The 22,903-nt window shown below is 72.3% G+C and carries 21 protein-coding genes; 10 read left to right on the forward strand and 11 right to left on the reverse strand.

Annotated features, from left to right (window positions below):
* Nucleotide 1: 1 nt before the first annotated feature.
* On the reverse strand, nucleotides 2-877 hold the full coding sequence (locus AQJ91_RS28885) for a universal stress protein (RefSeq protein WP_107122563.1): 876 nt from the start codon (nucleotides 875-877) through the stop codon (nucleotides 2-4).
* A gap of 307 nt (nucleotides 878-1,184) precedes the next feature.
* On the opposite strand from AQJ91_RS28885, the gene AQJ91_RS28890 reads away from it, so the two are divergent.
* From AQJ91_RS28890 to AQJ91_RS28905, 4 genes are all read left to right on the forward strand, one after another.
* Nucleotides 1,185-1,841, forward strand: a complete 657-nt coding sequence (locus AQJ91_RS28890) for a DUF4389 domain-containing protein (protein ID WP_067027339.1) — start codon at nucleotides 1,185-1,187, stop codon at nucleotides 1,839-1,841.
* Nucleotides 1,838-2,131, forward strand: coding sequence for a hypothetical protein (locus tag AQJ91_RS28895; RefSeq protein ID WP_067027341.1), 294 nt, complete (start codon nucleotides 1,838-1,840; stop codon nucleotides 2,129-2,131). The genes AQJ91_RS28890 and AQJ91_RS28895 overlap by 4 nt, the downstream gene beginning before the upstream one ends.
* Nucleotides 2,132-2,269: 138 nt before the next feature.
* Nucleotides 2,270-2,806: a universal stress protein gene (locus AQJ91_RS28900; protein ID WP_067027343.1), complete on the forward strand. Its 537-nt coding sequence runs from the start codon at nucleotides 2,270-2,272 to the stop codon at nucleotides 2,804-2,806.
* Between the two features lie 5 nt (nucleotides 2,807-2,811).
* Nucleotides 2,812-3,321 carry a flavodoxin domain-containing protein gene (locus tag AQJ91_RS28905; protein ID WP_067027532.1) on the forward strand — a complete coding sequence of 170 codons (510 nt, stop codon included), beginning with the start codon at nucleotides 2,812-2,814 and terminating at the stop codon, nucleotides 3,319-3,321.
* A 78-nt stretch (nucleotides 3,322-3,399) separates the two neighbouring features.
* Here AQJ91_RS28905 and AQJ91_RS28910 read toward each other — a convergent pair whose 3' ends face one another.
* The 7 genes from AQJ91_RS28910 to AQJ91_RS28940 all read right to left on the reverse strand — a co-directional run bounded on the left by AQJ91_RS28910 (nucleotide 3,400) and on the right by AQJ91_RS28940 (nucleotide 12,758).
* Complete coding sequence (locus tag AQJ91_RS28910) at nucleotides 3,400-3,606, reverse strand: hypothetical protein (RefSeq protein ID WP_067027345.1); 207 nt, start codon at nucleotides 3,604-3,606, stop codon at nucleotides 3,400-3,402.
* Nucleotides 3,607-4,357: 751 nt separating this feature from the next.
* Nucleotides 4,358-5,311, reverse strand: a complete 954-nt coding sequence (locus AQJ91_RS28915; protein ID WP_234383031.1) for a GerMN domain-containing protein — start codon at nucleotides 5,309-5,311, stop codon at nucleotides 4,358-4,360.
* A gap of 148 nt (nucleotides 5,312-5,459) precedes the next feature.
* The gene (locus AQJ91_RS28920) at nucleotides 5,460-5,954 is read right to left on the reverse strand and encodes a hypothetical protein (RefSeq protein ID WP_067027346.1); all 495 of its coding nucleotides are present in this window, start codon (nucleotides 5,952-5,954) and stop codon (nucleotides 5,460-5,462) included.
* Between the two features lie 43 nt (nucleotides 5,955-5,997).
* Nucleotides 5,998-6,768 (reverse strand): respiratory nitrate reductase subunit gamma, encoded by a 771-nt coding sequence (narI, locus tag AQJ91_RS28925; RefSeq protein WP_067027348.1) that lies wholly within the window; start codon nucleotides 6,766-6,768, stop codon nucleotides 5,998-6,000.
* The gene (narJ, locus tag AQJ91_RS28930) at nucleotides 6,765-7,535 is read right to left on the reverse strand and encodes a nitrate reductase molybdenum cofactor assembly chaperone (RefSeq protein ID WP_067027351.1); all 771 of its coding nucleotides are present in this window, start codon (nucleotides 7,533-7,535) and stop codon (nucleotides 6,765-6,767) included. The genes narI and narJ overlap by 4 nt, the downstream gene beginning before the upstream one ends.
* Nucleotides 7,532-9,058: a nitrate reductase subunit beta gene (gene narH, locus AQJ91_RS28935; RefSeq protein ID WP_067027353.1), complete on the reverse strand. Its 1,527-nt coding sequence runs from the start codon at nucleotides 9,056-9,058 to the stop codon at nucleotides 7,532-7,534. The genes narJ and narH overlap by 4 nt, the downstream gene beginning before the upstream one ends.
* A 1-nt stretch (nucleotide 9,059) precedes the next feature.
* Nucleotides 9,060-12,758 (reverse strand): nitrate reductase subunit alpha, encoded by a 3,699-nt coding sequence (locus AQJ91_RS28940; RefSeq protein ID WP_067027355.1) that lies wholly within the window; start codon nucleotides 12,756-12,758, stop codon nucleotides 9,060-9,062.
* A gap of 208 nt (nucleotides 12,759-12,966) precedes the next feature.
* On the opposite strand from AQJ91_RS28940, the gene AQJ91_RS28945 reads away from it, so the two are divergent.
* The 6 genes from AQJ91_RS28945 to AQJ91_RS28970 all read left to right on the forward strand — a co-directional run bounded on the left by AQJ91_RS28945 (nucleotide 12,967) and on the right by AQJ91_RS28970 (nucleotide 19,969).
* The gene (locus AQJ91_RS28945; RefSeq protein ID WP_067027357.1) at nucleotides 12,967-14,205 is read left to right on the forward strand and encodes an MFS transporter; all 1,239 of its coding nucleotides are present in this window, start codon (nucleotides 12,967-12,969) and stop codon (nucleotides 14,203-14,205) included.
* A gap of 147 nt (nucleotides 14,206-14,352) precedes the next feature.
* Nucleotides 14,353-15,246 (forward strand): universal stress protein, encoded by an 894-nt coding sequence (locus tag AQJ91_RS28950; RefSeq protein WP_067027359.1) that lies wholly within the window; start codon nucleotides 14,353-14,355, stop codon nucleotides 15,244-15,246.
* Nucleotides 15,247-15,530: 284 nt separating this feature from the next.
* Nucleotides 15,531-16,106: a 2-oxoacid:acceptor oxidoreductase family protein gene (locus AQJ91_RS28955; protein ID WP_067027361.1), complete on the forward strand. Its 576-nt coding sequence runs from the start codon at nucleotides 15,531-15,533 to the stop codon at nucleotides 16,104-16,106.
* Nucleotides 16,090-17,331 carry a pyruvate ferredoxin oxidoreductase gene (porA, locus tag AQJ91_RS28960; RefSeq protein ID WP_067027363.1) on the forward strand — a complete coding sequence of 414 codons (1,242 nt, stop codon included), beginning with the start codon at nucleotides 16,090-16,092 and terminating at the stop codon, nucleotides 17,329-17,331. The genes AQJ91_RS28955 and porA overlap by 17 nt, the downstream gene beginning before the upstream one ends.
* Nucleotides 17,328-18,347: a thiamine pyrophosphate-dependent enzyme gene (locus AQJ91_RS28965; RefSeq protein WP_067027365.1), complete on the forward strand. Its 1,020-nt coding sequence runs from the start codon at nucleotides 17,328-17,330 to the stop codon at nucleotides 18,345-18,347. The genes porA and AQJ91_RS28965 overlap by 4 nt, the downstream gene beginning before the upstream one ends.
* A complete protein-coding gene (locus tag AQJ91_RS28970; protein ID WP_067027367.1) occupies nucleotides 18,344-19,969 on the forward strand; it encodes an NAD(P)-binding protein in 1,626 nt (541 codons plus the stop codon). The genes AQJ91_RS28965 and AQJ91_RS28970 overlap by 4 nt, the downstream gene beginning before the upstream one ends.
* A 65-nt stretch (nucleotides 19,970-20,034) precedes the next feature.
* On the opposite strand, the gene AQJ91_RS28975 is transcribed toward AQJ91_RS28970, so the two are convergent.
* The 3 genes from AQJ91_RS28975 to AQJ91_RS28985 are packed head-to-tail and all read right to left on the reverse strand — an operon-like array spanning nucleotide 20,035 to nucleotide 22,897.
* Nucleotides 20,035-21,447, reverse strand: a complete 1,413-nt coding sequence (locus AQJ91_RS28975; RefSeq protein ID WP_067027536.1) for an NAD(P)(+) transhydrogenase (Re/Si-specific) subunit beta — start codon at nucleotides 21,445-21,447, stop codon at nucleotides 20,035-20,037.
* Nucleotides 21,448-21,452: 5 nt separating this feature from the next.
* Nucleotides 21,453-21,767, reverse strand: a complete 315-nt coding sequence (locus tag AQJ91_RS28980) for an NAD(P) transhydrogenase subunit alpha part 2 (RefSeq protein WP_067027369.1) — start codon at nucleotides 21,765-21,767, stop codon at nucleotides 21,453-21,455.
* The gene (locus AQJ91_RS28985; protein ID WP_067027371.1) at nucleotides 21,764-22,897 is read right to left on the reverse strand and encodes an NAD(P) transhydrogenase subunit alpha; all 1,134 of its coding nucleotides are present in this window, start codon (nucleotides 22,895-22,897) and stop codon (nucleotides 21,764-21,766) included. The genes AQJ91_RS28980 and AQJ91_RS28985 overlap by 4 nt, the downstream gene beginning before the upstream one ends.
* Nucleotides 22,898-22,903: the final 6 nt, after the last annotated feature.

Here is a 22,903-nt window from a genome sequence, read left to right on the forward strand (position 1 = left end):
GTCACACCTGCTGCGGGACGACGGCGACGGGGCAGTCCGCGTGGTGCAGCAGGGTGTGCGCCGCCCGGCCGAGCTGGAGGCCGAAGCGGCCGTGCCGGCGACGGGCCCCGATGACCAGGAGGTCGGCGGCCGCCGACCGGTGCAACAGCACCTTACGGGCCGGACCCTCGACCGTGACGCGACGCAGCCGGACATCGGGGTGGCCGGCCGTCCCGTCCCGCAGGGCGGTGTCCAGCAGGGCGGACGCCTGCCGTTCGTGCTGGTGGGCGGGGTCTCCGGCCAGCAGGGGATGGTCGGCGGTCTCGGGGACGGGGCAGCGCCAGGCGCGTACGGCGTCCAGGGTGCACCCGCGTACGTCGGCCTCGCGGAACGCGAACCGCACGGCCTCACCTCCGCTCTCCGGATCTCCCACGCCGAGCAGGATCCGCTCATGGGTACCCGCCAGGCCCGCTTTGTCACCTCGGACCACGATCACCGGGCAGTGCGCGCGGCCCGCCACGGTCAGCGAGACCGAGCCCAGCAGCAGCTCGGCCAGCTCGCCGCGGCCCCGGGAGCCGGTCACCAGGGCGAACGCGTTGTGGCCGACGCGCAGGAGCGCCGACACCGGGTCCTCGGGTACCACTTCCACGGAGACCTGCACCTCGGGCTGGTGGCGCCGGGCGCGCTCCGCCGCGGTGTCCAGGACGTACGCGGCCATCACCCGCTCGGACGCGTCTTCGGTGCCGTCGGCGGGGGCGGTGCCCTCGTAGCGCTCCCACAGGGAGGCGTACACCAGCCGCAGCGGCAGTCCGTGCCGCGCGGCCTCGGCCACCGCCCAGTCGACCGCCTGGAGGCTCGACTCCGATCCGTCGACGCCCACGACCAGGGGCAGCTCCATCGTCCCCACCGCCTTTCGTCACGGGGCTCCGTCTCCACGGTCGCACCGCGCGGCCGACGGGGCAGAGAGGCCGTTCGGCCCTCTCCCGGCGGTGTCCCGGCATCGAGGGCCACTCGGCCCGGCCCACTGCCCGGTCAGCCCCTGGGCCGCCCCGGCCCGCCGGCCGCACGCTGAGGCGAGACCCGGGGTCTCATCGCCTTCATGTCCACGACGGGCACGGTCGTCGAGGAACGCCACTACCTGGGCGACCACCCCCGGGACCACCACCGGACGTGACCCGCACCCGGCTTCGAAGGGATCACCTTCCATGGACACGGAAGCAGTTCACCCGGTCCACCCCGCCCGGCTCAGCGCCACCCTCGATCCGCCGCTGTCCCGCTGGCTGTGGCTGGTGAAGTGGCTGCTCGCACTGCCGCACTACGTCATCCTCGTGTTCCTGTGGGTGGCGTTCGTGGTCGTGGGCGTCATCGGGTTCTTCGCCATCCTCTTCACCGGCCGCTACCCGCGCGCCCTGTTCGACTTCAACACCGGGGTCCTGCGGTGGAGTTGGCGGGTGACGTACTACGCGTACGGCGCCCTGGGCACGGACCGCTATCCCCCGTTCACGCTCGCCGAAGTTCCGGACTACCCCGCGCACTTGGACGTGGCATACCCGCAACAGTTGTCCCGCGGGCTGGTCCTGGTGAAGTGGTGGCTCCTGGCCATCCCGCACTACCTGGTCCTGGGCGTGTTCGGCGGCGGCTACCGCGTGCTCTGGATCACCGGCGGACTCATCGGCCTGCTCACCCTGTTCGCCGGTGTCGCCCTGACCTGCACGGGTCGCTATCCGCGCGGCATCTTCGACCTGCTGATCGGCCTCCACCGCTGGGCGCTGCGCGTGGCCGCCTACGCGGCCCTGCTCACCGACGTGTATCCGCCGTTCCGGCTCGACCAGGGCGGCGACGAACCGGAGTCACTGCCGTGACCACCGCATGGGTCTCGGCCTTCCTGCTCGCGCACGGGCTGGTCCATCTGACCGTCTGGCTGCCGCACGCAACAAGGAACAGCCGTTCGACCCGCGGTACTCGTGGGCGCTCGCTTCGGCGGGTGTGCCCCGGGCCCGGGATGGAGGTGCCCCCGGTCGAGCGAAAGCCGAGACCGGGGGAGGACCGGGCGGCCGTCGGGTTCGCCTCGGTCACCACGCTGCCCTATGTCATCGCCGGCGCGGCCGTCATCGCCGCCGTGGCGATGCGCTGGCCGGGGTCGCTGTACTGACCGTGCGGTCGCCGGTCGCTGGATTGCCCCTGCCGTCGGCAAGGGACCGACCGGCACGGTCCCCGAGCCGCTCGGCCCACGCCTCGCCCGCATCGTCCGGGGCAGAGTGGGAGGACAGGGCCATCCGGGGAGGCAGCCATGACCGAACACACCGGCGCGATCTTGGTGGGTGTCGACGGATCCGAGGCGTCCGTGGCCGCGCTGCGCTGGGCCGGCGAGCAGGCGCGGGTCCTCGGCACGCAGGTCATCGCCGTGCATGCCTGGGAACCGGTCGACTCCGGGTTCGCGCACTACGCGCCGACATCCGCCCGCCCGACGGTCGCACAGCAGCGTGAGCGAGCCGCCGAGCTCCTCGCCTCGGCCGTACGGGAAGCCTTCGGTCCGCACATCGGCCCCGGCCTGCGTGCCTTCGTGGCGGAGGGGCCGCCCGCGCGCGTGCTGCTCGAGCAGGCGCGCGGCACACTGCTGCTGGCCCTGGGGCGCTCGCCCCACGGCCAGTGGGACCTGCCGGCCGTGGGCAAGGTGGGCCGCGAGTGCCTGCGGCACGCCACGGTCCCGGTGGTGACGGTGCCCGCCCCCGATCGGCACGCGAAGCCGCTCAGGGTCGTCGAGGCCCCCGCCGTGCCGCGAAGCGCCCGGCCCGGAAGAGCGAGAGTACGACCGATGTCGAGGTGAGCGTCATGCATGTCCTGGTGGGATACGCGACCGCGCACGGCTCCACCCGTGGGGTCGCCGAGCGGCTGGCCGCCACGCTGGACCGAGCGGGGCTGAAGACCGACATACGGCCCCTGGAGGCCGTCGACGACGCCGACGCGTACGGCGCGTTCGTCCTCGGCAGCGCCGTCCACAACCAGAGCTGGCTCGATCCGGCCAAGGGGTTCGTGCGGGACGACCTGGAGCTGCTGGGCTCCCGGCCCGTATGGCTCTTCAGCGTCGGCATGCCGGGGGCACTGCGCGGGCCGTGGCGGCGGATGGGGCCGCTGGAAGCCCCGGCGATCCTCCGGAGTCTGCCGGCCGGTCTGTCGTACCGGAGCCATGAGCTCTTCTCCGGCGTCATCCTCCGCGAGCACCTGCCGTTCGGCGGGCGGGTCGGGTTCCGTCTGATGGGCGGTCGGTACGGCGACTACCGCGACTGGAGCGCCATCGCCGGCTGGGCATCCCGGATCGCCACGGAACTGGTCCGCACCTGACGGCTCCCCGCCGTGCGGGCGGCGGGGAGCCGGGACGAGGCCGTCCGGGACGTCTGCCGTCCGGACGGGTGCGGTGCCTCAGGCGTGGACGGACGTGCGGTGGCCGGCGGTCTCGGGCCGGTGCGGGGCCGGCGTCGGCGGGACCGGAGGCTGCTGCGTGCGGCGGTTCTGCCGGCGCAGTGCGAGCGCGTCGAACAGCGCGGCGAGCGCGAAGGTCACCCCCATCGCCGCGAACAGCAGGAGCGTGAAGCGCTCCCAGAACTCCGCTGTGAGACTCGTGCCCACGGTCCTCGCCCCCTCGGGTAGGTGTCGTTCCCCCTCACTACCAGCCAACTCCGATCCGGCTCGGACCACATGAGCCATGCGGCCCGAACGGAGGGCCGGCACGGCCCTTGCACGTCCGCTGTGCTGCCCTGGTGGTTCCGTGCTTCGTGTGGTGTGCTGGAGGTGACGGGAAGGACCCCTACACCAGACGCGGAGAAGCGGCTTCGAGCCGTGCACCGCGCAATCAGGATCCGCGAGAAGCGGATGGGTCCTTTCCGCCTCTTGTTCCCTTTCTTCCCCCTCTTCTCCGTGCCCGCTCCGTGCCCGGTGCTCGTCGTCCACCCCGGGAACGGCGCTCACATGCCACCGCTCCAGTGCCTTCGCCGTCTCCTTGAACGTCGCGCCGCGCCGGACGGCCACGACGGTGCGGGTCATCACGTCGCTCAGATGCTCGGGTTGCCGTACATGGTGTCCTCCTGCGGAATCAGCCCCGGGCCCCGCTCCCGTACGGTGCGTACAGGTCGAGGAGGCGGGTGCGGGCGGCCTGCAGCCGGCGCGCCACGACCCCGTCGGCCGGGGTGTGGTCGCGGTCGTCATGGTGCGCCTCCTGGTGCGCCGGCCGGCGGGGCCGTCGTCGTGGCCGTACGTCGCCTGTCTTCGGACTCGGTCACGGGCACGGGACGGGCATGGGCCGAGCGGCCCTTGTCCAGGGGCCCACCGGGCGCGTGTGAAGGACGCGACGAACGGTCTGCCGACCCCCTCGATGTCCGCGTCACCGCTTCACGTTCAGGGGCACGGTGTCCTCGATCACCGCACGGCCGTCCTCGGGCGAGTCCCAGTACGCCGTGAGCGTGCCGGCACCCGAGCGGGTCGCCTGGTAGGGGATCGTCACATCGAATGTGCCCCGCGTCCCGGTGCCGGAGGTCGCCGTGGCGTAGATGTTCGCGGCCGTGCGCCCGGCGGCGTCGGTGATCTTCAGCCGGAGGGTCGCCTCGAACGTGTTGGCGCTCCCCCACACCCGCACGGGCGTACGGATGGTGTCGCCGATCAACGGCGACTCGACGAGGACGAGCGGCGCGAAATCCTCGAAGTCGGCCCGGCCGACCGGCTCGTTGAGAACGATGCCCTCGCCGCCGAAGGCCGTCACCGGCTTGCCGTCCAGTTCGAACCGCACCTTCTCGATGCTGGGGAAGCGAGTCGCGGTGAACACCACCTGGGCGAGCCGGGCGCGCATCGAAAGGCTTCCGCCGCCGTCGTCGTACCGCCCGGACAGGTCCACCGTGGCCACGCGGCGGTCGACCGCGACCGAGTGCAGTGTCGTGCCCGAGGGAATGGCGGTGGTGCGTTCGTGGCCGCGTTCGTAACGGCTGGGCCCGGCCAGCAGGGCGTGCAGTGCCCCGGCCGCGGTGGAGGGCGCGGTCACGGTGCGCGGGGCGGGCGAGATCTTCTCGCCGTGCAGGAAGTACACCGACGCGCGCACCTGGCGCGGTCCGCCGCCCGTGGTCGTCGGCGGCGCGGGAGTCCGCGTCGTCCCGGGCGTGGTGGGTGTGGTGGTCCCGGGGGTGCCGGGTGCGGTGGGGCTGCCTCCGGTCGTGCCGCCGCTGGTGCCGTCGGTGGTCGGCGTGCTCGGCCGGGGGGTGCCCGAGGAGCCATTGCCGTTTCCGCACGCGGTCGCCGCGGAGGAGACGAGCAGGGCGGCGGCGGCCAGGACGATCGGTCGCCGCATCCGATGGGATGTACGTCTGGTGGACATCTCGGCGCGCAGCATGGCAGCCTCCTCCGACGTTTCCAGACAACACCTTCCGGCATGTCCGCCCCAGTGCCGTTCGGCCCTGGTGAGCGGGCCGTACGGCTTCGATTCCGACGCGGCACTCTCAGGTCGCGAGCGCCGGCCGCGACTCCCGCGCGGCGCCCTTGGGCCAGATCACCTCGACCGGGATGCCCCGGGCCCTGGCGTAGGCGACGAGGTGCGCGGTCGCGTCCGTTCCGTCGGTCGGGGAGCCGTCCCAGACGGCCAGGACCCGCCGGCCCGCCGCGACGAGCCGTTCGTCGGCGCCGATGCGGGCGTCCCGGTCGGCGGGGTCGAAGCCCAGCAGCCGGACGAGCTCGGCCAGCATCAACAGTTCCGCGGCCGCCGAACGGTCGGGCTCCGGCAGGATGGCGGGCACGCAGCGCTGCGTCGGCAGCAGCACCACGAGCTTGCGTCCCGCCGCGCGCACCGCCCGCCCGAACGCCACGGGCACGCCCGCACCGGCGCGTACGAGACCGCCGACACCGTCGGGCAGGCGCCCGAGGCGTTCCTTCAGTTCGTTCTCCAGCAACTCCAGCGTGGGCACGGTCAGATCCGCGTGCCCCACGGCGACGATCATCGGCCCTGCCCCCTCCTGCCGGCCATGCCCGGTCCTCCCTCGGTCACGACGACCTGTCCGAGGCAGTGAACCGGTCGGCGTCCGTCCGTCGATAGGGCCGAACGGTCCCCCGGTCGGAGCGGGCCGGCACGGTGCGTCGCCGGTAGACCACATAGGGCCGGACCAGATAGCCGACCGGCACACTCCACACATGGACGAGGCGGGTGAACGGCCAGGCCGCGAAGAGCAGGCAGGCGGTGAGGGCGTGGAGTTGGAAGAGGAGCGGGGCGCCCGTGATCGCCTCGGGCTGCGGCTGGAGGGTGAAGAGGCCGCGGAACCAGACGGAGACGGTGCCGCGGTAGTCGTAGCCGTCGCCGAAGATGTTGTGGGCGGCCGTGGCGGCGATGCCGAGCAGCACGGTGGCCGACAGCAGCGGGAAGAGGAGCTTGTCGCTGCGGTCGGTGCCGAGCCGGATCCGCCGGGTCAGCAGGCGGCGGGCGCAGAGCATGCCGAGGCCGGTGACCATGGCGACGCCGGCGACCGAACCGGCCCAGACGGCGGTGGTGTGGTACGTGTGCTCGCTGATGCCCACCGCCTCGGTCCAGGAAGCGGGCACGGCGAGTCCGACCGCATGGCCGGCGATCACCATGAAGGCGCCGAGGTGGAACAGCGGGCTGCCCCAGCGCAGCCAGCGGTGTTCGAGGAGCTGGCTGGTGTGGGTGGTCCAGCCGAACTGGTCGTGCCGGTAACGCCAGACGTGTCCTACGGCGAACACGGCGAGGCACATGTAGGGGACGGCGACCCACAGCAGCAGGTCGGTGCCGGAGACGTTCATCGGTTGCTGTCCTTGTCGGGTGTCGTGCGGGTCGGCGGGGCCGGCGCGGGCGGGACGAAGGTGTCCGGCGGCGCGAACAGGCCGCCCGCGTACGGGTCGAGGCCGACGTCCTCGCTCGGCGGGCCCTGTGCGGCCAGTTCGGCGACCGCCTTCAGGTCCGCCTCGGTCGGCGGCGGCAGCAGGGTGAGCAGGGCGGCCAGGACGTGCCGGTAGGGCGAGTCCGCGTCGGTCAGCGCCCGGTGGATCAGTTCCAGTCCGCGCCGGTGCTGGCGCAGCGGGGCCTCGCCCGGGCCGGGCCCGGACAGTGCCGCGAACTCCAGCACGACCGGGAGGTGGTCCGGCAGTTCGCTGCCGTCGGTGTCCCAGCCCGCGGCCCGGAAACGCCGGGCCAGGGTGAGCAGGGCCATACCGCGGCGGCGGGTGTCACCGTGCAGGTAGTAGGTGAGGTAGAGGCTGCTCTTGCGGCGCAGGTCGAACATCTCGACGTAGTGACGGGCGAGCGTGTCGGGGTCCTGGCAGGTGAACCAGTCGGTGAACGCGGCCAGTTCGGTGGCGGCGGGCGACTCGGGCAGGGCCGCGACCGCCGCGGCCACGGTGGGCCGGGCGGCGACCAGCTCGGAGTCGGGGTACTGCAGCATCAGGGACATCAGCCTCAGCAGCAGGCTCCGGCGTTCGGCCTCGACCGGGTCCGTCGTGGCCCGGCGGCGGACGGCGGCGCGGATCCGGGTGCGGACCATCGCCGGCACGGTGGCGGGCACGGGGCTCATACGGGGTCTCCTGTCGAGGGGCGGCGCAGGGTGGGAATGCCGAGCAGGACGCGGCGGTCCGACGGCGCGTCGCCGGAGGACTCCACCGGGCAGCGGTTCTCCATCGCGGTGAGCGCGGCCGCGTCCTCCTTGTGCGCGGCCGGGACGACATACCGGTCCTCGTACTTGGCGACGGCGAGCAGCCGGTGCAGGTCCTCCGCCTCGCGGGCGGTGAGCCCCACCGCCTTCAGCGCGGCCTCGTCACCGGCCTCGCCGAGGGTGCGTTCCCGCATGTACGAGCGGAGCGCGGTGAGCTTCATCAGCACCCCGGCGACCACGTCCGTGTCTCCGGCGGTGAACAGCTCGGCCAGGTATTCCAGCGGGATGCGCAGCCGGGTGACGGCGGCGAAGACATGGTCGGGGTCGTCCTGGTTGCCGCCCGCCGCGTCCACGGCGTCCAGGACGGGCGAGAGCGGCGGGACGTACCAGACCATGGGCAGGGTGCGGTACTCCGGGTGCAGCGGCAGGGCCACCTTGTACCGGGAGACCAGGTCGTACACCGGGGAGCGGCGGGCGGCCGCCAGCCAGTCCTCGGGGATGCCGGACTCCCGTGCCGCCGCGGCCACTTCGGGATCGTGCGGGTCGAGGAAGACGCCCCGCTGGGCGTCCAGCAGGTCCTTCTCGTCGGGGGTGGCGGCGGCCTCGCCGACCCGGTCGGCGTCGTAGAGGAGCAGCCCCAGGTAGCGCAGCCGGCCGACGCAGGTCTCGGAGCACACGGTCGGCTGTCCGGCCTCGATGCGCGGGAAGCAGAAGGTGCACTTCTCGGCCTTGCCGGTGGCGTGGTTGACGTAGACCTTCTTGTACGGGCATGCCGTCACGCACATCCGCCAGCCGCGGCAGCGGTCCTGGTCGACGAGGACGATGCCGTCCTCGACCCGCTTGTACATCGCGCCCGACGGGCAGGCCGACACGCAGGCGGGGTTGAGGCAGTGCTCGCACAGGCGGGGCAGGTGGAAGAGGAAGGTCTGCTCGAACTCGAACTTGACCTTCTCGGCCCACTCACCGGTCAGGTTGGGGTCGCCGCCCGCGTTCTCGGGCGCGCCGCCCAGACCGTCCTCCCAGTTGGCGCCCCAGGTGATGGCGGTGGGCTTGCCGGTGAGGACGGAGCGGGGGCGGGCGACGGGGATGTCCTGGCCGGCGGGCGCGCTGACGAGGTTGTCGTAGTCGTAGGTGACCGGCTCGTAGTAGTCCTCGATGGCGGGCAGGTTCGGGTTGGAGAACAAGGACAGCAGGCGCCTGACGCGGCCTCCGGAGCGCAGGACCAGACGCCCGCGCTTGTCGAGCGTCCAGCCGCCCTTCCACTGCTCCTGGTCCTCGTAGCGGCGGGGGTAGCCGACGCCGGGCTTGGTCTCGACGTTGTTGAACCAGGCGTACTCGACGCCGGGCCGGTTGGACCACGTCTGCTTGCAGGTGACCGAGCAGGTGTGGCAGCCGATGCACTTGTCGAGGTTCATGACCATCGCAATGTGAGCCATGACGCGCATGTCAGTACTCCACGTCCTGCGAGCGACGGCGGATGACGGTGACCTCGTCGCGCTGGTTGCCGGTCGGGCCGTAGTAGTTGAAGGCGTAGGTGAACTGCGCGTAGCCGCCCGCGAGATGGGTGGGCTTGAGCAGCAGCCGGGTCAGCGAGTTGTGGATGCCGCCGCGTTTGCCGCTGACCTCGGTCTTCGGGACGTTCACGTTGCGGTCCTGGGCGTGGTGCATGTACACCGTGCCCTCGGGCATCCGGTGTGTGACCACCGCCCGTGCCGCCACCACGCCGTTGCGGTTGTAGGCCTCGATCCACTCGTTGTCCTTGACGCCGATCTTCTCGGCGTCGGCGGTGGACATCCAGATCGTCGGGCCGCCGCGGGACAGGTCGAGCATGTACTTGTTGTCCTGGTAGTTCGAGTGGATGGACCACTTGGAGTGCGGGGTCAGGTAGCGGACTGTGACCTCGGCTCGGCCATTCTCGTGCAGGTGCTCGTCGCCGTAGTGCCGGGGCGTGTTCAACGGCGGCCGGTAGACCGGGAGTTGCTCGCCGAGCTCGGCCATCCAGTCGTGCTGGACGAAGAAGTGCTGGCGGCCGGTCAGGGTGTGCCAGGGCTTCTTGTGCTCGGTGTTGATGACGAACGGGGAGTAGCGGCGCCCGCCGGTCTCCGAGCCCGACCACTCGTACGACGTCATCACCGAGCGAGGCTGGGTGCGGGTGTCGGCGAACGTGATCCGTTCCGCCTCGCGCTCGGAAGCGAGTTCCACCAGTCCCTCGCTGCCGGTCTGCCGCTCCAGCTCCCGGAAACCCTCGGTGGCCAGGCGCCCGTTGGTGGTGCCGGACAGGGCGAGGATCGCCTCGCACATGTCGGAGGCGGTGGCGAGCGAGGGCCGTCCTGCGGCGACTCCATCCCTGACGGTGCCGTTGCGGCGCCGCAGGTCGTCGATCTCCTGGTTCGGGTGGACCGTGACGCCCTTCGTGGTCGTGCCGAGGGTGTCCAGGAGCGGGCCGACGGCGCGCATCTTCTCGGCGACGGCGGCGTAGTCGCGCTCGATCGTCACCAGCTTGGGCATGGTCCGGCCCGGGACCGGCTCGCACTCCCCCGCCTTCCAGTCCCGTACGACGCCGCCGGGCTGGGCGAGTTCGTCGGGGGTGTCGTGCAGCAGCGGCACGGCGAGGACGTCCGTGCGCGTGCCGAGGTGCTCGGCGGCCAGCTCGCTGAACCGGTCGGCGATCGTCAGGAACGTGTCGTAGTCGGTGCGGGCCTGCCAGGGCGGGGCGATGGCCGGGGTGAAGGCGTGCACGAAGGGGTGCATGTCCGTGCTGGACAGGTCGTCCTTCTCGTACCAGGTCGCGGCCGGCAGGACGACGTCGGAGAGCAGACCGGTGGAGGTCATCCGGAAGTCCATGGTGACCAGCAGGTCGAGCTTGCCCTCGGGGGCCTCCTCCCGCCACACCACGTCCTTCGGACGCCCCTCGGGCGGGGTCTCCTCGGAGCGGACCGCCGCGTCGGTGCCCAGCAGATGGCGCAGGAAGTACTCGTTGCCCTTGCCGGACGAGCCCAGCAGGTTGGCCCGCCACACGGTCAGTACGCGCGGGAAGTTGGCGGGGTCGTCGGGGTCCTCGGCGGCGAACCTCAAGTCCCCCGACTTGAGTTCCTCGACGATGTGTTCGGCGACCGGCCGACCGGCGGCCGCGGCCTCGTCCGTCAGGTCGAGGGGGTTGCGGTTGAAACCGGGGTGGCCGGGCGTCCAGCCCAGCCGTACGGCCTGCGCCAGGCAGTCGGCGAACCCCTTGCCCTGGAATCGCCCCTCGCCGAGCGGGGAGGCCAGCTCCTCGGGCCCGAACGCCTCGTAACGCCACTGGTCGGAGTTCAGGTACCAGTAGGAGGTGCCCGCCATGTGCCGGGTGGGCCGCTGCCAGTCGAAGGCGAACGACAGATGCTGCTGCCCGGTCACCGGGCGGACCTTCTCCTGGCCGACGTAGTGCGCCCAGCCGCCGCCGTTGACGCCCTGACAGCCGGTCATCGTGGTCAGGGCCAGGAAGGCCCGGTAGATGGTGTCCGAGTGGAACCAGTGGTTGGTGCCGGCGCCCATCGCGATCATCGAGCGGCCCTGGGTGCGCTCGGCGTTGCGGGCGAACTCCCGCGCGATCCGGGCCGCCTGCTGTGCCGGCACGGACGTGATCGTCTCCTGCCAGGCCGGGGTATACGGCTCACTCGCGTCGTCGTAGGAGGAGGGCCAGGTGCCCGGGAGGCCGGGCCGCCGCACGCCGTACTGGGCCAGCATCAGGTCGAAGACCGTGGTGACGAGGCGTCCGCCGATCCGGCGGACCGGGACGCCGCGGACCATCGTCGAGCCACCCTCGGTGGCGCCCTCGTCGAAGCGGGGCAAAGCGATCTCGGCCGTCTCCCCGGACCGCCCCAGCAGGCTCAACTCGGGCACCACGTCGCCCAGGTCCAGGTTCCAGCGGCCTCGCCCGGCCTCCCCCCAGCGGAAGCCGAGCGAGCCGCCGGGCACCACCGCATCGCCGGTGGCCGAGTCGAGGAGAACGGTCTTGGACTCGGCGTGTTCCGTGTCGTGTCCGAGGTCGGCGGCGGTCAGGAACCCGGCCGGGACCAAGCCCTCGCTGTGCTCGCGCAGGGTCACCAGGAACGGCGCGTCCGTGAACGTCCGCAAGTACTGCTGGAAGTACGGCACTTCACGGTCGACCAGGAACTCCCGCAGGATCACGTGCCCCATGGCCATCGCGAGCGCCCCATCGGTACCGGGGTGAGGGGCCAGCCACTCGTCGGCGTGCTTGACGTTGTCGGCGTAGTCGGGGCTGACCGCGACGACCTTGGTGCCGTTGTAGCGGGTCTCGGTGAGGAAGTGCGCGTCGGGGGTGCGGGTGACGGGGATGTTGGAGCCCCACATGATCAGGTAGCCGGCGTTCCACCAGTCGGCGGCCTCGGGGACGTCGGTCTGGTCCCCGAAGACCTGCGGTGAGGCGATCGGCAGGTCGGCGTACCAGTCGTAGAAGGACAGCAGCGTGCCGCCGATCAGCGACATGAACCGGGCGCCGGCCGCGAAGGACGCCATCGACATCGCCGGGATCGGCGAGAAGCCGGCGACACGGTCCGGGCCGTACGACTTGATCGTGTGCACCTGAGCGGCGGCGACCAGCTCGCTCACCTCGTCCCAGTCGGCGCGCACCAGGCCGCCCTTGCCGCGGGCCCGCTTGTAGGCGCGGGCCTTGGCCGGGTCGCCGGTGATCTCGGCCCAGGCGGCGACGGGGTCACCGAGCCGCTTGCGTGCCTCCCGCCACAGCTTCAGCAGGGCGCCCCGGACGTACGGGTAGCGGACCCGGCTGGGCGAGTACGTGTACCAGGAGAAGGAGGCCCCGCGCGGGCAGCCGCGCGGCTCGTACTCGGGGCAGTCGGTGCCGATCGAGGGGTAGTCGGTGGCCTGGTGCTCCCAGGTGATGATGCCGTCCTTGACGTACACCATCCACGAGCAGGAACCGGTGCAGTTCACTCCGTGCGTGGAGCGGACCACCTTGTCGTGCGCCCAGCGGTCCCGGTAGAAGCCCTCCCACTTGCCGTCTGCCTCGCCGAACACGGCGCGCCCGTCGGCCGACACCTCACGGCGAGTGAGCAGCCTGCGGGCGGCCAGCGGCCAGCCCTCCGGGGCGCGCCGGTGCGGCGGTCGCGCCTTCTTGTCGTTCTCCATGCCGGGAACGCTAGGCGGCACCCACACGCCGTCACCCTGGGCCGAACGGCCCTCCTGCCGGCCCCGTCGGGCCCCACCCGACGACGGTCGTCCCGGGCCTCCCGGACACCCGGCGAGGCCCTTCGGCCCACGGCCGGGAAGGCCGGTGATCGACGAGCCTGATCGCACAACAGCCCTCAGACTTGAACACGCGGAAGGAACCCCCGTGATGCTTCAGCGACCACCGGCCGAACCCCCGAGTGCGCAGGTGCCGGCGCGCGCCTGGCTGATGCTGGCCCTGGCCACCGTCGGGTTCGCGGTCAACTTCTGGGCGTGGGCGCTGCTCAGCCCGCTCGGCCCGCGCTTCAAGGACACCCTGGAGCTGTCGTCGTTCGAGCAGTCGCTGCTGGTGGCGGTGCCGGTCGTGGTCGGGTCACTGGGCCGGATCCCGGTCGGCGCGCTGACCGACCGGTACGGCGGGCGGGTGATGTTCCCGCTGGTGTCGGCGGTGACGGTGGTACCGGTGCTGTACCTGGGGCTCGCGGGGCACTCCTCGCTGCCGGCGCTCCTGGTCGGCGGCTTCTTCCTCGGGGTCGGCGGGACGGCGTTCGCCGTCGGTGTGCCGTTCGTCAGCGCCTGGTTCCCGCCGGAGCGGCGGGGGCTGGCCATCGGTGTCTTCGGCATGGGCATGGGTGGCACCGCGATCAGCGCGCTGACCACGGTGAAGCTGGTGGACGCGTTCGGCACCGCCAACCCGTTCCTGGTCACCGCCGGCGTCCTGGTGGTCTACGCGGTGGTCGCCACGCTCCTCCTGCGGGACGCGCCGGGACGCGCGGCGCCCGCCGAGCCGATGCTCCGGCGCCTGACGGGCACCCTCCGGCTGAGCATCACCTGGCAGGCGTCCGCGCTGTACGCGGTGGCGTTCGGCGGCTATGTCGCCTTCTCCGTCTATCTGCCGACGTACCTGAAGACCGGCTACGGCCTCACCCAGGCCGACGCCGCGAACCGCATGGCGGGGTTCGTGCTGCTCGCGGTGGCGATGCGGCCGGTCGGCGGCTGGCTGTCGGACCGGGTCGGCCCGGTGCGGGTGCTGGCGGGGTCGCTGGCCGTGGTCGTCGCGGGCGCCCTCGCGCAGTCCTTCACCCCGTCGCTGGCGCCGCTGGGCACGGTCGCGTTCCTGTCCATGGCGGCCGCGCTGGGCGCCGGCAGCGGGGCGACCTTCGCCTTCGTAGCGCTGCTTGCCCCGCCGGGGCGGACCGGTTCGGTGACCGGCGTGGTCGGCGCGGCAGGCGGGCTGGGCGGGTTCGTGCCGCCGCTGGTGATGGGCTCGCTCTACGGCGCCTACGGTTCGTACGCGCTGGGTCTGCTGCTGCTCGCCGCGGTCGCGGCCGCCGCGCTGGTCTTCACGGAGACCGGGGTGCGCCGGGCGGCCCGCCCGGTCCGTGTCCCGGCCGTGAACGCGCGCTGACCAGCGCAGAAGGGCCGTTCGGCCCCGCGGGCAGGTCGCTGTGGCCCCTCCCCGTGCCGGTGGCCGCGCGGGGATTCTGGAAGTGCAGGGAGAAGTGCAGGGATCCGCACACAGGCGTGCGGGCACCGATCCGGGGAGGTGTTGGCCGTGCTGCGTCCCGTTGCCGTGGGGCTGGACGGTTCGCGTGAGAGTCTCGCCGCCGCCGACTGGGCGGCGAGGGAGGCGTTGAGGCGCGGCCTGCCGCTGCGTCTGGTGCACGCGTGGGAGGGCGGGATCACGCCCGACGAGTCGGAGCTGCCCGAGCTGGAGGCGCCGCGCTACTGGGCGCGGCGGATCCTGCGCGGTGCGATGGACCAGCTCAACGAACGCTATCCGCAGGTCTACCTGAGCGGCGACCAGATCGCCCGGCCCGCGTCCGACGCCCTGGTCGAGGCAGGCGACGAGGCCGAGCTGCTGGTGCTGGGCAGCCGGGCGTTCAGCGGCTTCGGCGGGTTCATGGCCGGGTCGGTGGCGCTGATGACGGTGGCCCATGCGACGCGGCCCGTCGTGCTCGTCCGGGCCGACCAGACCCTGGAGGACGAGCACACGCCGGACGCGGAGGGCCGGCCGTCGGCGCGCACCCCGTACCGCGCTGTCGTGGTGGGCGTCGATCCGGCGCATCCGGCCGAGGAGCTGCTCGCGTTCGCCTTCGAGAGCGCGACGCTGCGGGCCGCCCCGCTGCGGGTGGTGCACGCGTGGCGGCTGCCGTACGTACCGGCCGCGCTGGAGGCGAAGGCGCGCAGGGAGGTGCGGCAGGCCGCCCAGCGGACGCTGGAGGCCGTACTCGCGCCCTGGCGGGAGAAGTACCCCGCGGTGGAGGTCACCACGGTGGTCGAGGAGGGACGTCCGGCGCAGCTGCTGCTCGACGCCACCCGGGACGCCGGCCTGCTGGCCGTCGGCCGCAAGGTCCGCCCGGCCAGGGTCGGCATGCACACCGGGCCGGTCGCGCACGCGGTGATGCACCACGTCCGCTGCCCGGTCGCGATCGTGCCGCACGAGTGACGTCCGTCCCGGCCCGGTTGGCAGCACGGCCTGGCCGACGGATGGGGTCGCTGGGAATCGGCGCGGCGTAGGGGGAACGGTCGGCTCGGGCCGTGAGGTCAAGGAGCCTCCCAATGCCGACAGACGCGCGTGCCAGACCCGCGTCCGGGACCCGATCCGCCGGACAGGCCCAGCCGGGCCGGGACCCCGTGCCCCTCGGCCCCCCACCGGGGTCGTTCGGCCCCTGAGGCGCCGCCCCGGTACGGCGGTACGACTGGGGCAGGCCCGCTTGGGAGGAGGGTGCCGTGTTCCAGGTACGCATCCACGGTCGCGGCGGCCAGGGTGCCGTCACGGCCGCGGAAGTGCTGTCGGTGGCGGCTTTTCTGGAGGGCCGGTACGCGCAGGCGTTCCCGAGCTTCGGCTCGGAGCGGACGGGCGCGCCGGTCATGGCGTTCTGCCGGATCGACGACCGGCCGATCCGGGTGCGCGAGCCGGTCACCCGGCCCGATGCCCTGGTGATCCAGGACGCGACGCTGCTGCACCAGGTGAACGTCTTCGAGGGGCTGCGCCCCGGCGGCCCGGTGCTCGTCAACTCCCCGCTCGGTACGGCCGAGTTGGGCCTTGCCACGCTCACCGGCCCCGTCCTCACCGTCCCGGCCACCGCCATCGCGCTGCGCCACTTCGGCCGCCCGGTCCCGAACATCGTCCTGCTCGGCGGGCTCGCCGCCCTCACCGGCTGTGTGACGGTCGACTCGCTCGGCGCCGCCGTGCAGGAGCGCTTCGCCGGCGCGTTGGGCGCCGCCAACACGGCCGCGGCCCGGGAGGCGTACGACCATGTCCGCGCCCACAGGGAGGAGCCGACCGGTGCTCAAGCAGACTGAGGGCTCGCGCGCGGTCGCCGAGACCGTCGCACACTGCCGCCCCGAAGTGATCGCGGCCTACCCGATCTCCCCGCAGACGCACATCGTCGAGGAGCTCAGCCGGCTGGTGAAGTCCGGTGCGCTGAAGCCGTGCGAGTACGTCAACGTCGAGTCGGAGTTCGCCGCGATGTCCCTGTGTATCGGGGCGTCGGCGGCGGGCGCCCGCACCTACACCGCGACCGCCAGCCAGGGCCTGCTCTACATGGTGGAGGCCCTCTACAACGCCTCCGGGCTCGGCCTGCCGATCGTGATGACGGTCGCCAACCGGGCGATCGGCGCGCCCATCAACATCTGGAACGACCACAGCGACAGCATGTCCCAGCGCGACTCGGGCTGGATCCAGCTGTACGCGCGCGACAACCAGGAGGCCGCCGACCTGCATCCGCAGGCGTTCCGGCTGGCCGAGGAGCTGTCGCTGCCGGTGATGGTGTGCATGGACGGCTTCGTCCTCACACACGCCTGGGAACGGATCGAGGTGCCCGAGCGGGCGCAGGTCGACGCGTTCCTGCCGCCGTACGAACCCCGCCAGGTCCTGGACCCCGACGAGCCCGTGTCGATCGGCGCGATGGTCGGCCCGGAGGCCTTCACCGAGGTGCGCTATCTGGCCCACGCCAAGCAGATGCAGGCGCTGGAGGCGATCCCCAGGGTCGCGGAGGAGTTCCGGCAGGTCTTCGGCCGCGGCTCCGGCGGGCTGGTCCAGCCGTACGCCTGTGAGGACGCCGAGACGATCGTCGTGGCGCTCGGCTCGGTGCTGGGCACGATCTGCGACGTCGTCGACGAGATGCGCGCGGACGGGGTGCGGATCGGCGCGCTGGGGATCACGTCCTTCCGGCCGTTCCCGCTGGACGCCGTACGGAACGTGCTCGGCCGGGCCCGGCAGGTCGTCGTGCTGGAGCGGGCGCTCGCCGTCGGCATCGGCGGCATCGTCTCCGCGAACGTCCGCACGGCGCTGTCCGGGATCCACCTCGACGGCCACACCGTGATCGCCGGGCTCGGCGGGCGGCCGGTCACCAAGGCGTCCCTGCACCGGCTGTTCGCCGACGCGCTCGCCGGACGTCTGGAGCAGCTGACGTTCCTGGACCTCGACACCGGGCTGGTGGAGCGGGAGCTGGCGCGGATGGCGCGGGCCCGGAGGTCCGGGCCGTCGGCGGAGAACATCCTGCGCGATGTGGGGAGCAACCGATGAGTGCCGCGCGGCAGGTGAAGTTCTACCAGGTCGGCAGCCACGCCGCCGGAAACCGGCTGCTGGGACCGGAGTCGCAGTCCGACCAGGCCGACCCGGGCCGCGCCAACGCGCTCACCTCCGGCCACCGTGCCTGCCAGGGCTGCGGCGAGGCGCTCGGCGCCCGCTATGTCCTGGACGCGGCACAGCGGGCGGCCGGCGGCAAGGTGATCGCGGTCAACGCGACGGGCTGCCTGGAGGTGTTCTCCACGCCGTACCCGGAGACGTCCTGGCAACTCCCGTGGCTGCACTCCCTGTTCGGCAACGCACCCGCCGTCGCCGCCGGTGTCGCCGCCGCGCTGCGCGCCAAGGGGCGCACGGACGTCCGTGTGGTCGGGCAGGGCGGGGACGGCGGCTCCGTCGACATCGGGTTCGGCTGTCTGTCCGGCATGTTCGAGCGGGGCGACGACGTCCTGTACGTCTGTTACGACAACGAGGCGTACATGAACACCGGCGTGCAGCGCTCCGGCGCCACTCCCCCGGCCGCGCGCACGGCGACCACCCAGGCGGTCGGCGAGCAGCCCGGCGCTCCCTTCGGGCAGGGCAAGAACCTGCCGCTGATCGCGATGGCGCACGAGATCCCGTATGTCGCCACGGCCACCGTCGCCGGTCTGCGCGACCTGGAGGCCAAGGTGCACCGGGCGATGGGGATGCGGGGCGCCCGCTACCTGCACGTCCTGGTGCCCTGCCCGCTCGGCTGGGGCACGGCGTCCTGCGACACGGTGCGCATCGCGCGGCTCGCCGAACAGAGCGGTCTGTTCCCGGTGTTCGAGGCCGTGGACGGCGAGGTCACCGACGTGACGCCGATCCGGCGGCGGGTGCCGGTCGAGGAGTATCTGCGCCCGCAGAAGCGGTACGCGCACCTCTTCGAGCCGGAGGTACGTACGGATGTCATCGCCCGCCTCCAGCGGGCCGCGGACCGCAACATCGCCCGCTTCGGGCTGCTGGCACAGAACCGGGCAGAGGAGGCCGTGTCGTGAAGGAGAAACCGTTCGCGATCACCCTGGACGTGGGCTCCAGCCTGGCCAACCGGACCGGCGCCTGGCGCACCGAACGCCCCGAGTACGTCCACCGGCTGCCGCCCTGCAACCAGGCGTGCCCGGCCGGCGAGAACATCCAGCAGTGGCTGTTCCACGCGGAGAGCGGCGGCTACGAGTCCGCCTGGCGGCAGCTGATGCGGGACAACCCGCTGCCCGCCGTCATGGGCCGGATCTGCTACCACCCGTGTGAGACGGCCTGCAACCGCGTGCAGGTCGACAACGCCGTGGGGATCAACGCCGTCGAACGCTTCCTCGGTGACGAGGCGATCAAGCGCGGCTGGACGGTGGAGGCGCCGTCGGTGTCGTCCGGGAAGCGTGTCCTGGTCGTCGGCAGCGGTCCCGCCGGGCTGTCGGCGGCGTACCATCTGCGCCTGCTCGGCCACGAGGTGACGATCCGCGAGGCTCAGGAGCGCCCCGGCGGCATGATGCGCTACGGCATCCCGCGGTACCGGCTGCCGCGCGAGGTCCTGGATGCCGAGATCGACCGCGTGCCGGCCCTCGGCGTCACGCTGGAGACCGGCACGCGGGTCGACGACGTGCTCGCCGCACAGCGGGACGGCGGCTTCGACGCCGTGTTCCTGGCCGTGGGCGCGGGCATCGGCCGGCGGACGTACATCCCGGCGGGCGACAGCGCCCGCATCCTCGACGCGGTGGCACTGCTGGGCAGCATGGAGGGCGAGGGCCCGCCCCTGCTGGGCCGTACCGTCGCGGTCTACGGCGGCGGCAACACGGCCATGGACGCGGCCCGCACCGCCCGCAGGCTCGGCGCGACGGACGCCGTGGTGGTCTACCGGCGCACCCGGGACCGGATGCCCGCACACGACGAGGAGATCGAGGAGGCCCTGGAGGAGGGCGTGCGGATGAAGTGGCTCTCCACCATCAAGCACGCCGACGGCGGCCGCCTCACCATCGAGCGGATGCGGCTCGACGAGACCGGATTCCCGCAGCCCACGGGCGAGTTCGAGAAACTGGACGCCGACACGGTGGTGCTGGCGTTGGGCCAGGACTCCGACCTGTCGCTTCTGCAGGAGGTGCCCGACCTCGCCGTCGACCACGGCATGGTGGAGGTCGCCGAAGGGCTGATGACTGGGCATCAGGGCATCTTCGCCGGCGGCGACATGGTCCCCGCCGAGCGCACGGCCACCGTGGCTGTGGGGCACGGGAAGAAGGCGGCGCGGCACATCGACGCGTATCTGCGCGGGACCGGGTACGAGCCCGGCGCCAAGCACGCCCCGGCCGGCTTCGAGGGGATCAACACCTGGTACTACTCGGACGCGCCCGCCTCCGTGCGGCCTCGGCTCGAACTGGCCCGGCGGGTCTCGACGTTCGACGAGGTGGTACAGGGGCTCGACGAGTCCACCGCCCTGTTCGAGGCCCGGCGCTGCATGTCGTGCGGGAACTGCTTCGAGTGCGACAACTGCTACGGCGTCTGCCCGGACAACGCGATCACCAAGCTGGGGCCGGGCAAGGGGTTCGCGATCGATCTGGACTACTGCAAGGGGTGCGGGCTGTGTGTGGCCGAGTGCCCGTGCGGGGCGATGGAGATGGTGCCGGAGGAGTGAAGACAGCCAGAACACGGACATGAGTCCGGGCCCCGGCGCCTGAAGCCGGGGCCCGGACTCATGTGTCAGCCGACGAACTCCCCGACGGCCGTCTTCAGTTCGGCGAGTCCCCTCTTCGCGTCGGTGAAGAACATCCCGGTCCTGGGGTCGGTGTACAGCTCGTTGTCGATCCCGGCGTAGCCATGGCCCATCGACCGCTTGATGACAACGACGCTCTTCGCCTTGTCGACGTCGAGGATCGGCATGCCCGAGATCGCGTTGCCGGGGCGGCGGGCGATCGGGTTGGTCACGTCGTTGGCGCCGATGACGAGGGCGACGTCGGCCTGCGGGAACGCGGGGTTGACGTCGTCCATCTCCTTCAGCTGTGTGTACGGCACGTTGGCCTCCGCCAGCAGCACGTTCATGTGCCCGGGCATGCGGCCGGCGACGGGGTGGACGGCGTAGCTGACGTCGATGCCGTGGTCGGTCAGCAGCTTGGCCAGGTCGCCGAGTTCGTGCTGGGCCTGGGCGGCGGCGAGGCCGTACCCGGGGACGAAGATGACCTTGCGCGCGTAGGCCAGCTGGATCGCCACGTCGTCCGCGGACACCGACCGCACCTGGGCGGGCGCACCGTCCTCCACCGGCGCCGCGGTGTCACCGGTGCCGAACCCGCCGATGACGATGTTGGCGATGGACCGGTTCATCGCGTCGGCCATCAGCTTGGTGAGGATGCCGCCCGAGGCGCTGACCAGCATGCCCGCGATGATGAGGGCCGTCTCGTCGAGCACGAAGCCGGCCATGGCGACCGCCGACCCGGTGAAGGCGTTCAGCAGGGCGATGACGACCGGCATGTCTGCGCCGCCGATCGGCAGCACCATGGTCACGCCGAAGAGCAGGGCCACGGCGACCAGCCCGTACAGGGCGGTACGGGAGTCCGGCGCCAGCACCAGCCACACCGTGCCGACCACGAAGGCGGTCGGCAGCAGCACGTTCAGCAGCCGTGCCCCAGGGAACACCACCGGCGCCCCGGAGACAACGCCCTGCAGCTTGCCGGCGGCGATCAGGGACCCGGAGAAGGTGACCGCGCCGATGACGATGTCCAGCGCGCCGGGCAGGGAGACCCGGGCACCCAGCAGGACCGCGTCCTCCGCCTGGAGCAGATCGTTGACCGCGATGAGGGCGGCGGCCCCGCCCCCGACGGCGTTGAAGAGACTGACCAGTTGGGGCATCGCGGTCATCTGCACCTCACGCGCGGCCCACAGGCCGAGCGCCGCGCCGAGGACGCCGCCGCTGACCAGGACCAGCCAGCCCGTACTGCTGATCCGGTCCTGGTCGGCGACCAGCCAGACGGTGGCGCCGATCGCGACGGCCATGGCCCCGGCGGAGAGGGTGTTGCCGCGGCGGGCCGTGCGCGGGTGGTTCATCAGGTGCAGGCCGAGGACGAAACAGGCGGCCGCGGCCAGGAAGATGTAGTGGACGGCGTTGGAGACGGTGTCCATGGCGGTCACACCTCCTGCTTCTTCTCGGGGGCGGCCGGCTTCGGCTTGAACATCTCCAGCATCCGGTCGGTGACGACGTACCCGCCGACGACGTTCATCGCGCCGAACGCCATGGCCACGAAGGCGAGGACGTAGCCGAGCCAGGTGTGCGACTCGGCGGCGATCAGCATCGCGCCGATGACGACGATGCCGTGCACCGAGTTGGAGCCGGACATCAGCGGGGTGTGCAGGGTGGCCGGGACCTTGCTGATGACCTCGATGCCGACCAGGACGCTCAGCACGAACACGGTGATCGCGGTGAGGAGATCGAGGTTGTTCATGAGGGCTCTCCTCCCTTGGGCGCGCTCGTTCCCATGAGCGCGGCCGTGATCTCGTCGGCCGGGTCGAGGACGAGTTCGCCGTCGCACACGAGGTGGCGCAGCAGCGCGACGAGGTTGCGGGCGTACGCCGTGGACGCGGCGGTGGCCATGGCGGACGGCAGGCGCCCGGCGCCGATGACGGTGACGCCGTTGTCCAGGACGGTGGTCTTGTCGGGCTCGGAGCCCTCGACGTTGCCGCCGAGGTCGCTCGCGGCGAGGTCGACGACGACCGAGCCGGACGCCATCCGCTCGACGGCGTCAGCCGTGACCAGCAACGGCGGCTTGCGGCCCGGGACCTGGGCGGTGGTGATGACGATGTCGGTGCGGGAGATGTGCGCGTCGAGCGCCTCCCGCTGGGCCCGCTGCTCCTCCTCGGTCAGCTCACGTGCGTAGCCGCCCTGTCCGGCGCCCGATCCGGTGCCTGGCGGGCGCGGCAGGTCGAGGAACCGGGCGCCGAGCGACTCCACCTCCCCTCGGGATTCGGGGCGTACGTCGTACGCCGTGACGACGGCGCCGAGGCGGCGGGCGGTGGCGATCGCCTGCAGCCCGGCCACTCCGGCGCCGAGGACCAGGACCTGCGCCGGGCGCATGGTGCCCGCCGCGGTGGTCAGCATCGGGAAGAAGCGGTCGTACGAGTCGGCCGCGAGCACAGCCGCCTTGTAGCCGGCGACATTGGCCTGGGAGGTCAGGGCGTCCATGGACTGGGCGCGGCTGAGGGTGCGGGGCAGCAGATCGAGGCTCACCGTGCGGATGCCGCGGCCGGTCAGCTCCTGGACGAGACCGGGGTGGCGCAGCGGTTCGAGCAGGCCGATCAGGGTCTGCCCGGGGCGCAGTGCGGTCGCGGTCTCCGCGTCGGGCGGGCCGACACACAGGACGGCGTCCGCGCGGGCGTACAGCTCGTCCGGGGGTACGACGGTCGCGCCCGCCTCGGTGTAGTCGGCGTCGGTGAACCAGGCGCCGGAACCGGCTCCCGCCTCGACGAGGACGTCAACTCCGGCTCGACGCAGGAGGGTTACGGCCTCGGGGACGAGGGCGACACGGCGTTCGCCGGGCGCCCGTTCCCGTACGGCTCCCACGGTGACGGTTGCCATGATCTG

Origin of the sequence: Streptomyces dysideae (assembly GCF_001514305.1) — a bacterium.
In the GTDB taxonomy this organism is placed as follows: Bacteria; Actinomycetota; Actinomycetes; order Streptomycetales; family Streptomycetaceae; genus Streptomyces; species Streptomyces dysideae.

Coding starts and splice junctions, on each gene's coding strand:
- AQJ91_RS28885 (WP_107122563.1), bottom strand. CDS start 877: ATGGAGCTGCCCCTGGTCGTGGGCGTCGACGGATCGGAGTCGAGCCTC.
- AQJ91_RS28890 (WP_067027339.1), top strand. CDS start 1,185: ATGGACACGGAAGCAGTTCACCCGGTCCACCCCGCCCGGCTCAGCGCC.
- AQJ91_RS28900 (WP_067027343.1), top strand. CDS start 2,270: ATGACCGAACACACCGGCGCGATCTTGGTGGGTGTCGACGGATCCGAG.
- AQJ91_RS28905 (WP_067027532.1), top strand. CDS start 2,812: ATGCATGTCCTGGTGGGATACGCGACCGCGCACGGCTCCACCCGTGGG.
- AQJ91_RS28915 (WP_234383031.1), bottom strand. CDS start 5,311: ATGCGGCGACCGATCGTCCTGGCCGCCGCCGCCCTGCTCGTCTCCTCC.
- AQJ91_RS28920 (WP_067027346.1), bottom strand. CDS start 5,954: ATGATCGTCGCCGTGGGGCACGCGGATCTGACCGTGCCCACGCTGGAG.
- narI (WP_067027348.1), bottom strand. CDS start 6,768: ATGAACGTCTCCGGCACCGACCTGCTGCTGTGGGTCGCCGTCCCCTAC.
- narJ (WP_067027351.1), bottom strand. CDS start 7,535: ATGAGCCCCGTGCCCGCCACCGTGCCGGCGATGGTCCGCACCCGGATC.
- narH (WP_067027353.1), bottom strand. CDS start 9,058: ATGCGCGTCATGGCTCACATTGCGATGGTCATGAACCTCGACAAGTGC.
- AQJ91_RS28940 (WP_067027355.1), bottom strand. CDS start 12,758: ATGGAGAACGACAAGAAGGCGCGACCGCCGCACCGGCGCGCCCCGGAG.
- AQJ91_RS28945 (WP_067027357.1), top strand. CDS start 12,967: ATGCTTCAGCGACCACCGGCCGAACCCCCGAGTGCGCAGGTGCCGGCG.
- AQJ91_RS28965 (WP_067027365.1), top strand. CDS start 17,328: ATGAGTGCCGCGCGGCAGGTGAAGTTCTACCAGGTCGGCAGCCACGCC.
- AQJ91_RS28975 (WP_067027536.1), bottom strand. CDS start 21,447: ATGGACACCGTCTCCAACGCCGTCCACTACATCTTCCTGGCCGCGGCC.
- AQJ91_RS28980 (WP_067027369.1), bottom strand. CDS start 21,767: ATGAACAACCTCGATCTCCTCACCGCGATCACCGTGTTCGTGCTGAGC.
- AQJ91_RS28985 (WP_067027371.1), bottom strand. CDS start 22,897: ATGGCAACCGTCACCGTGGGAGCCGTACGGGAACGGGCGCCCGGCGAA.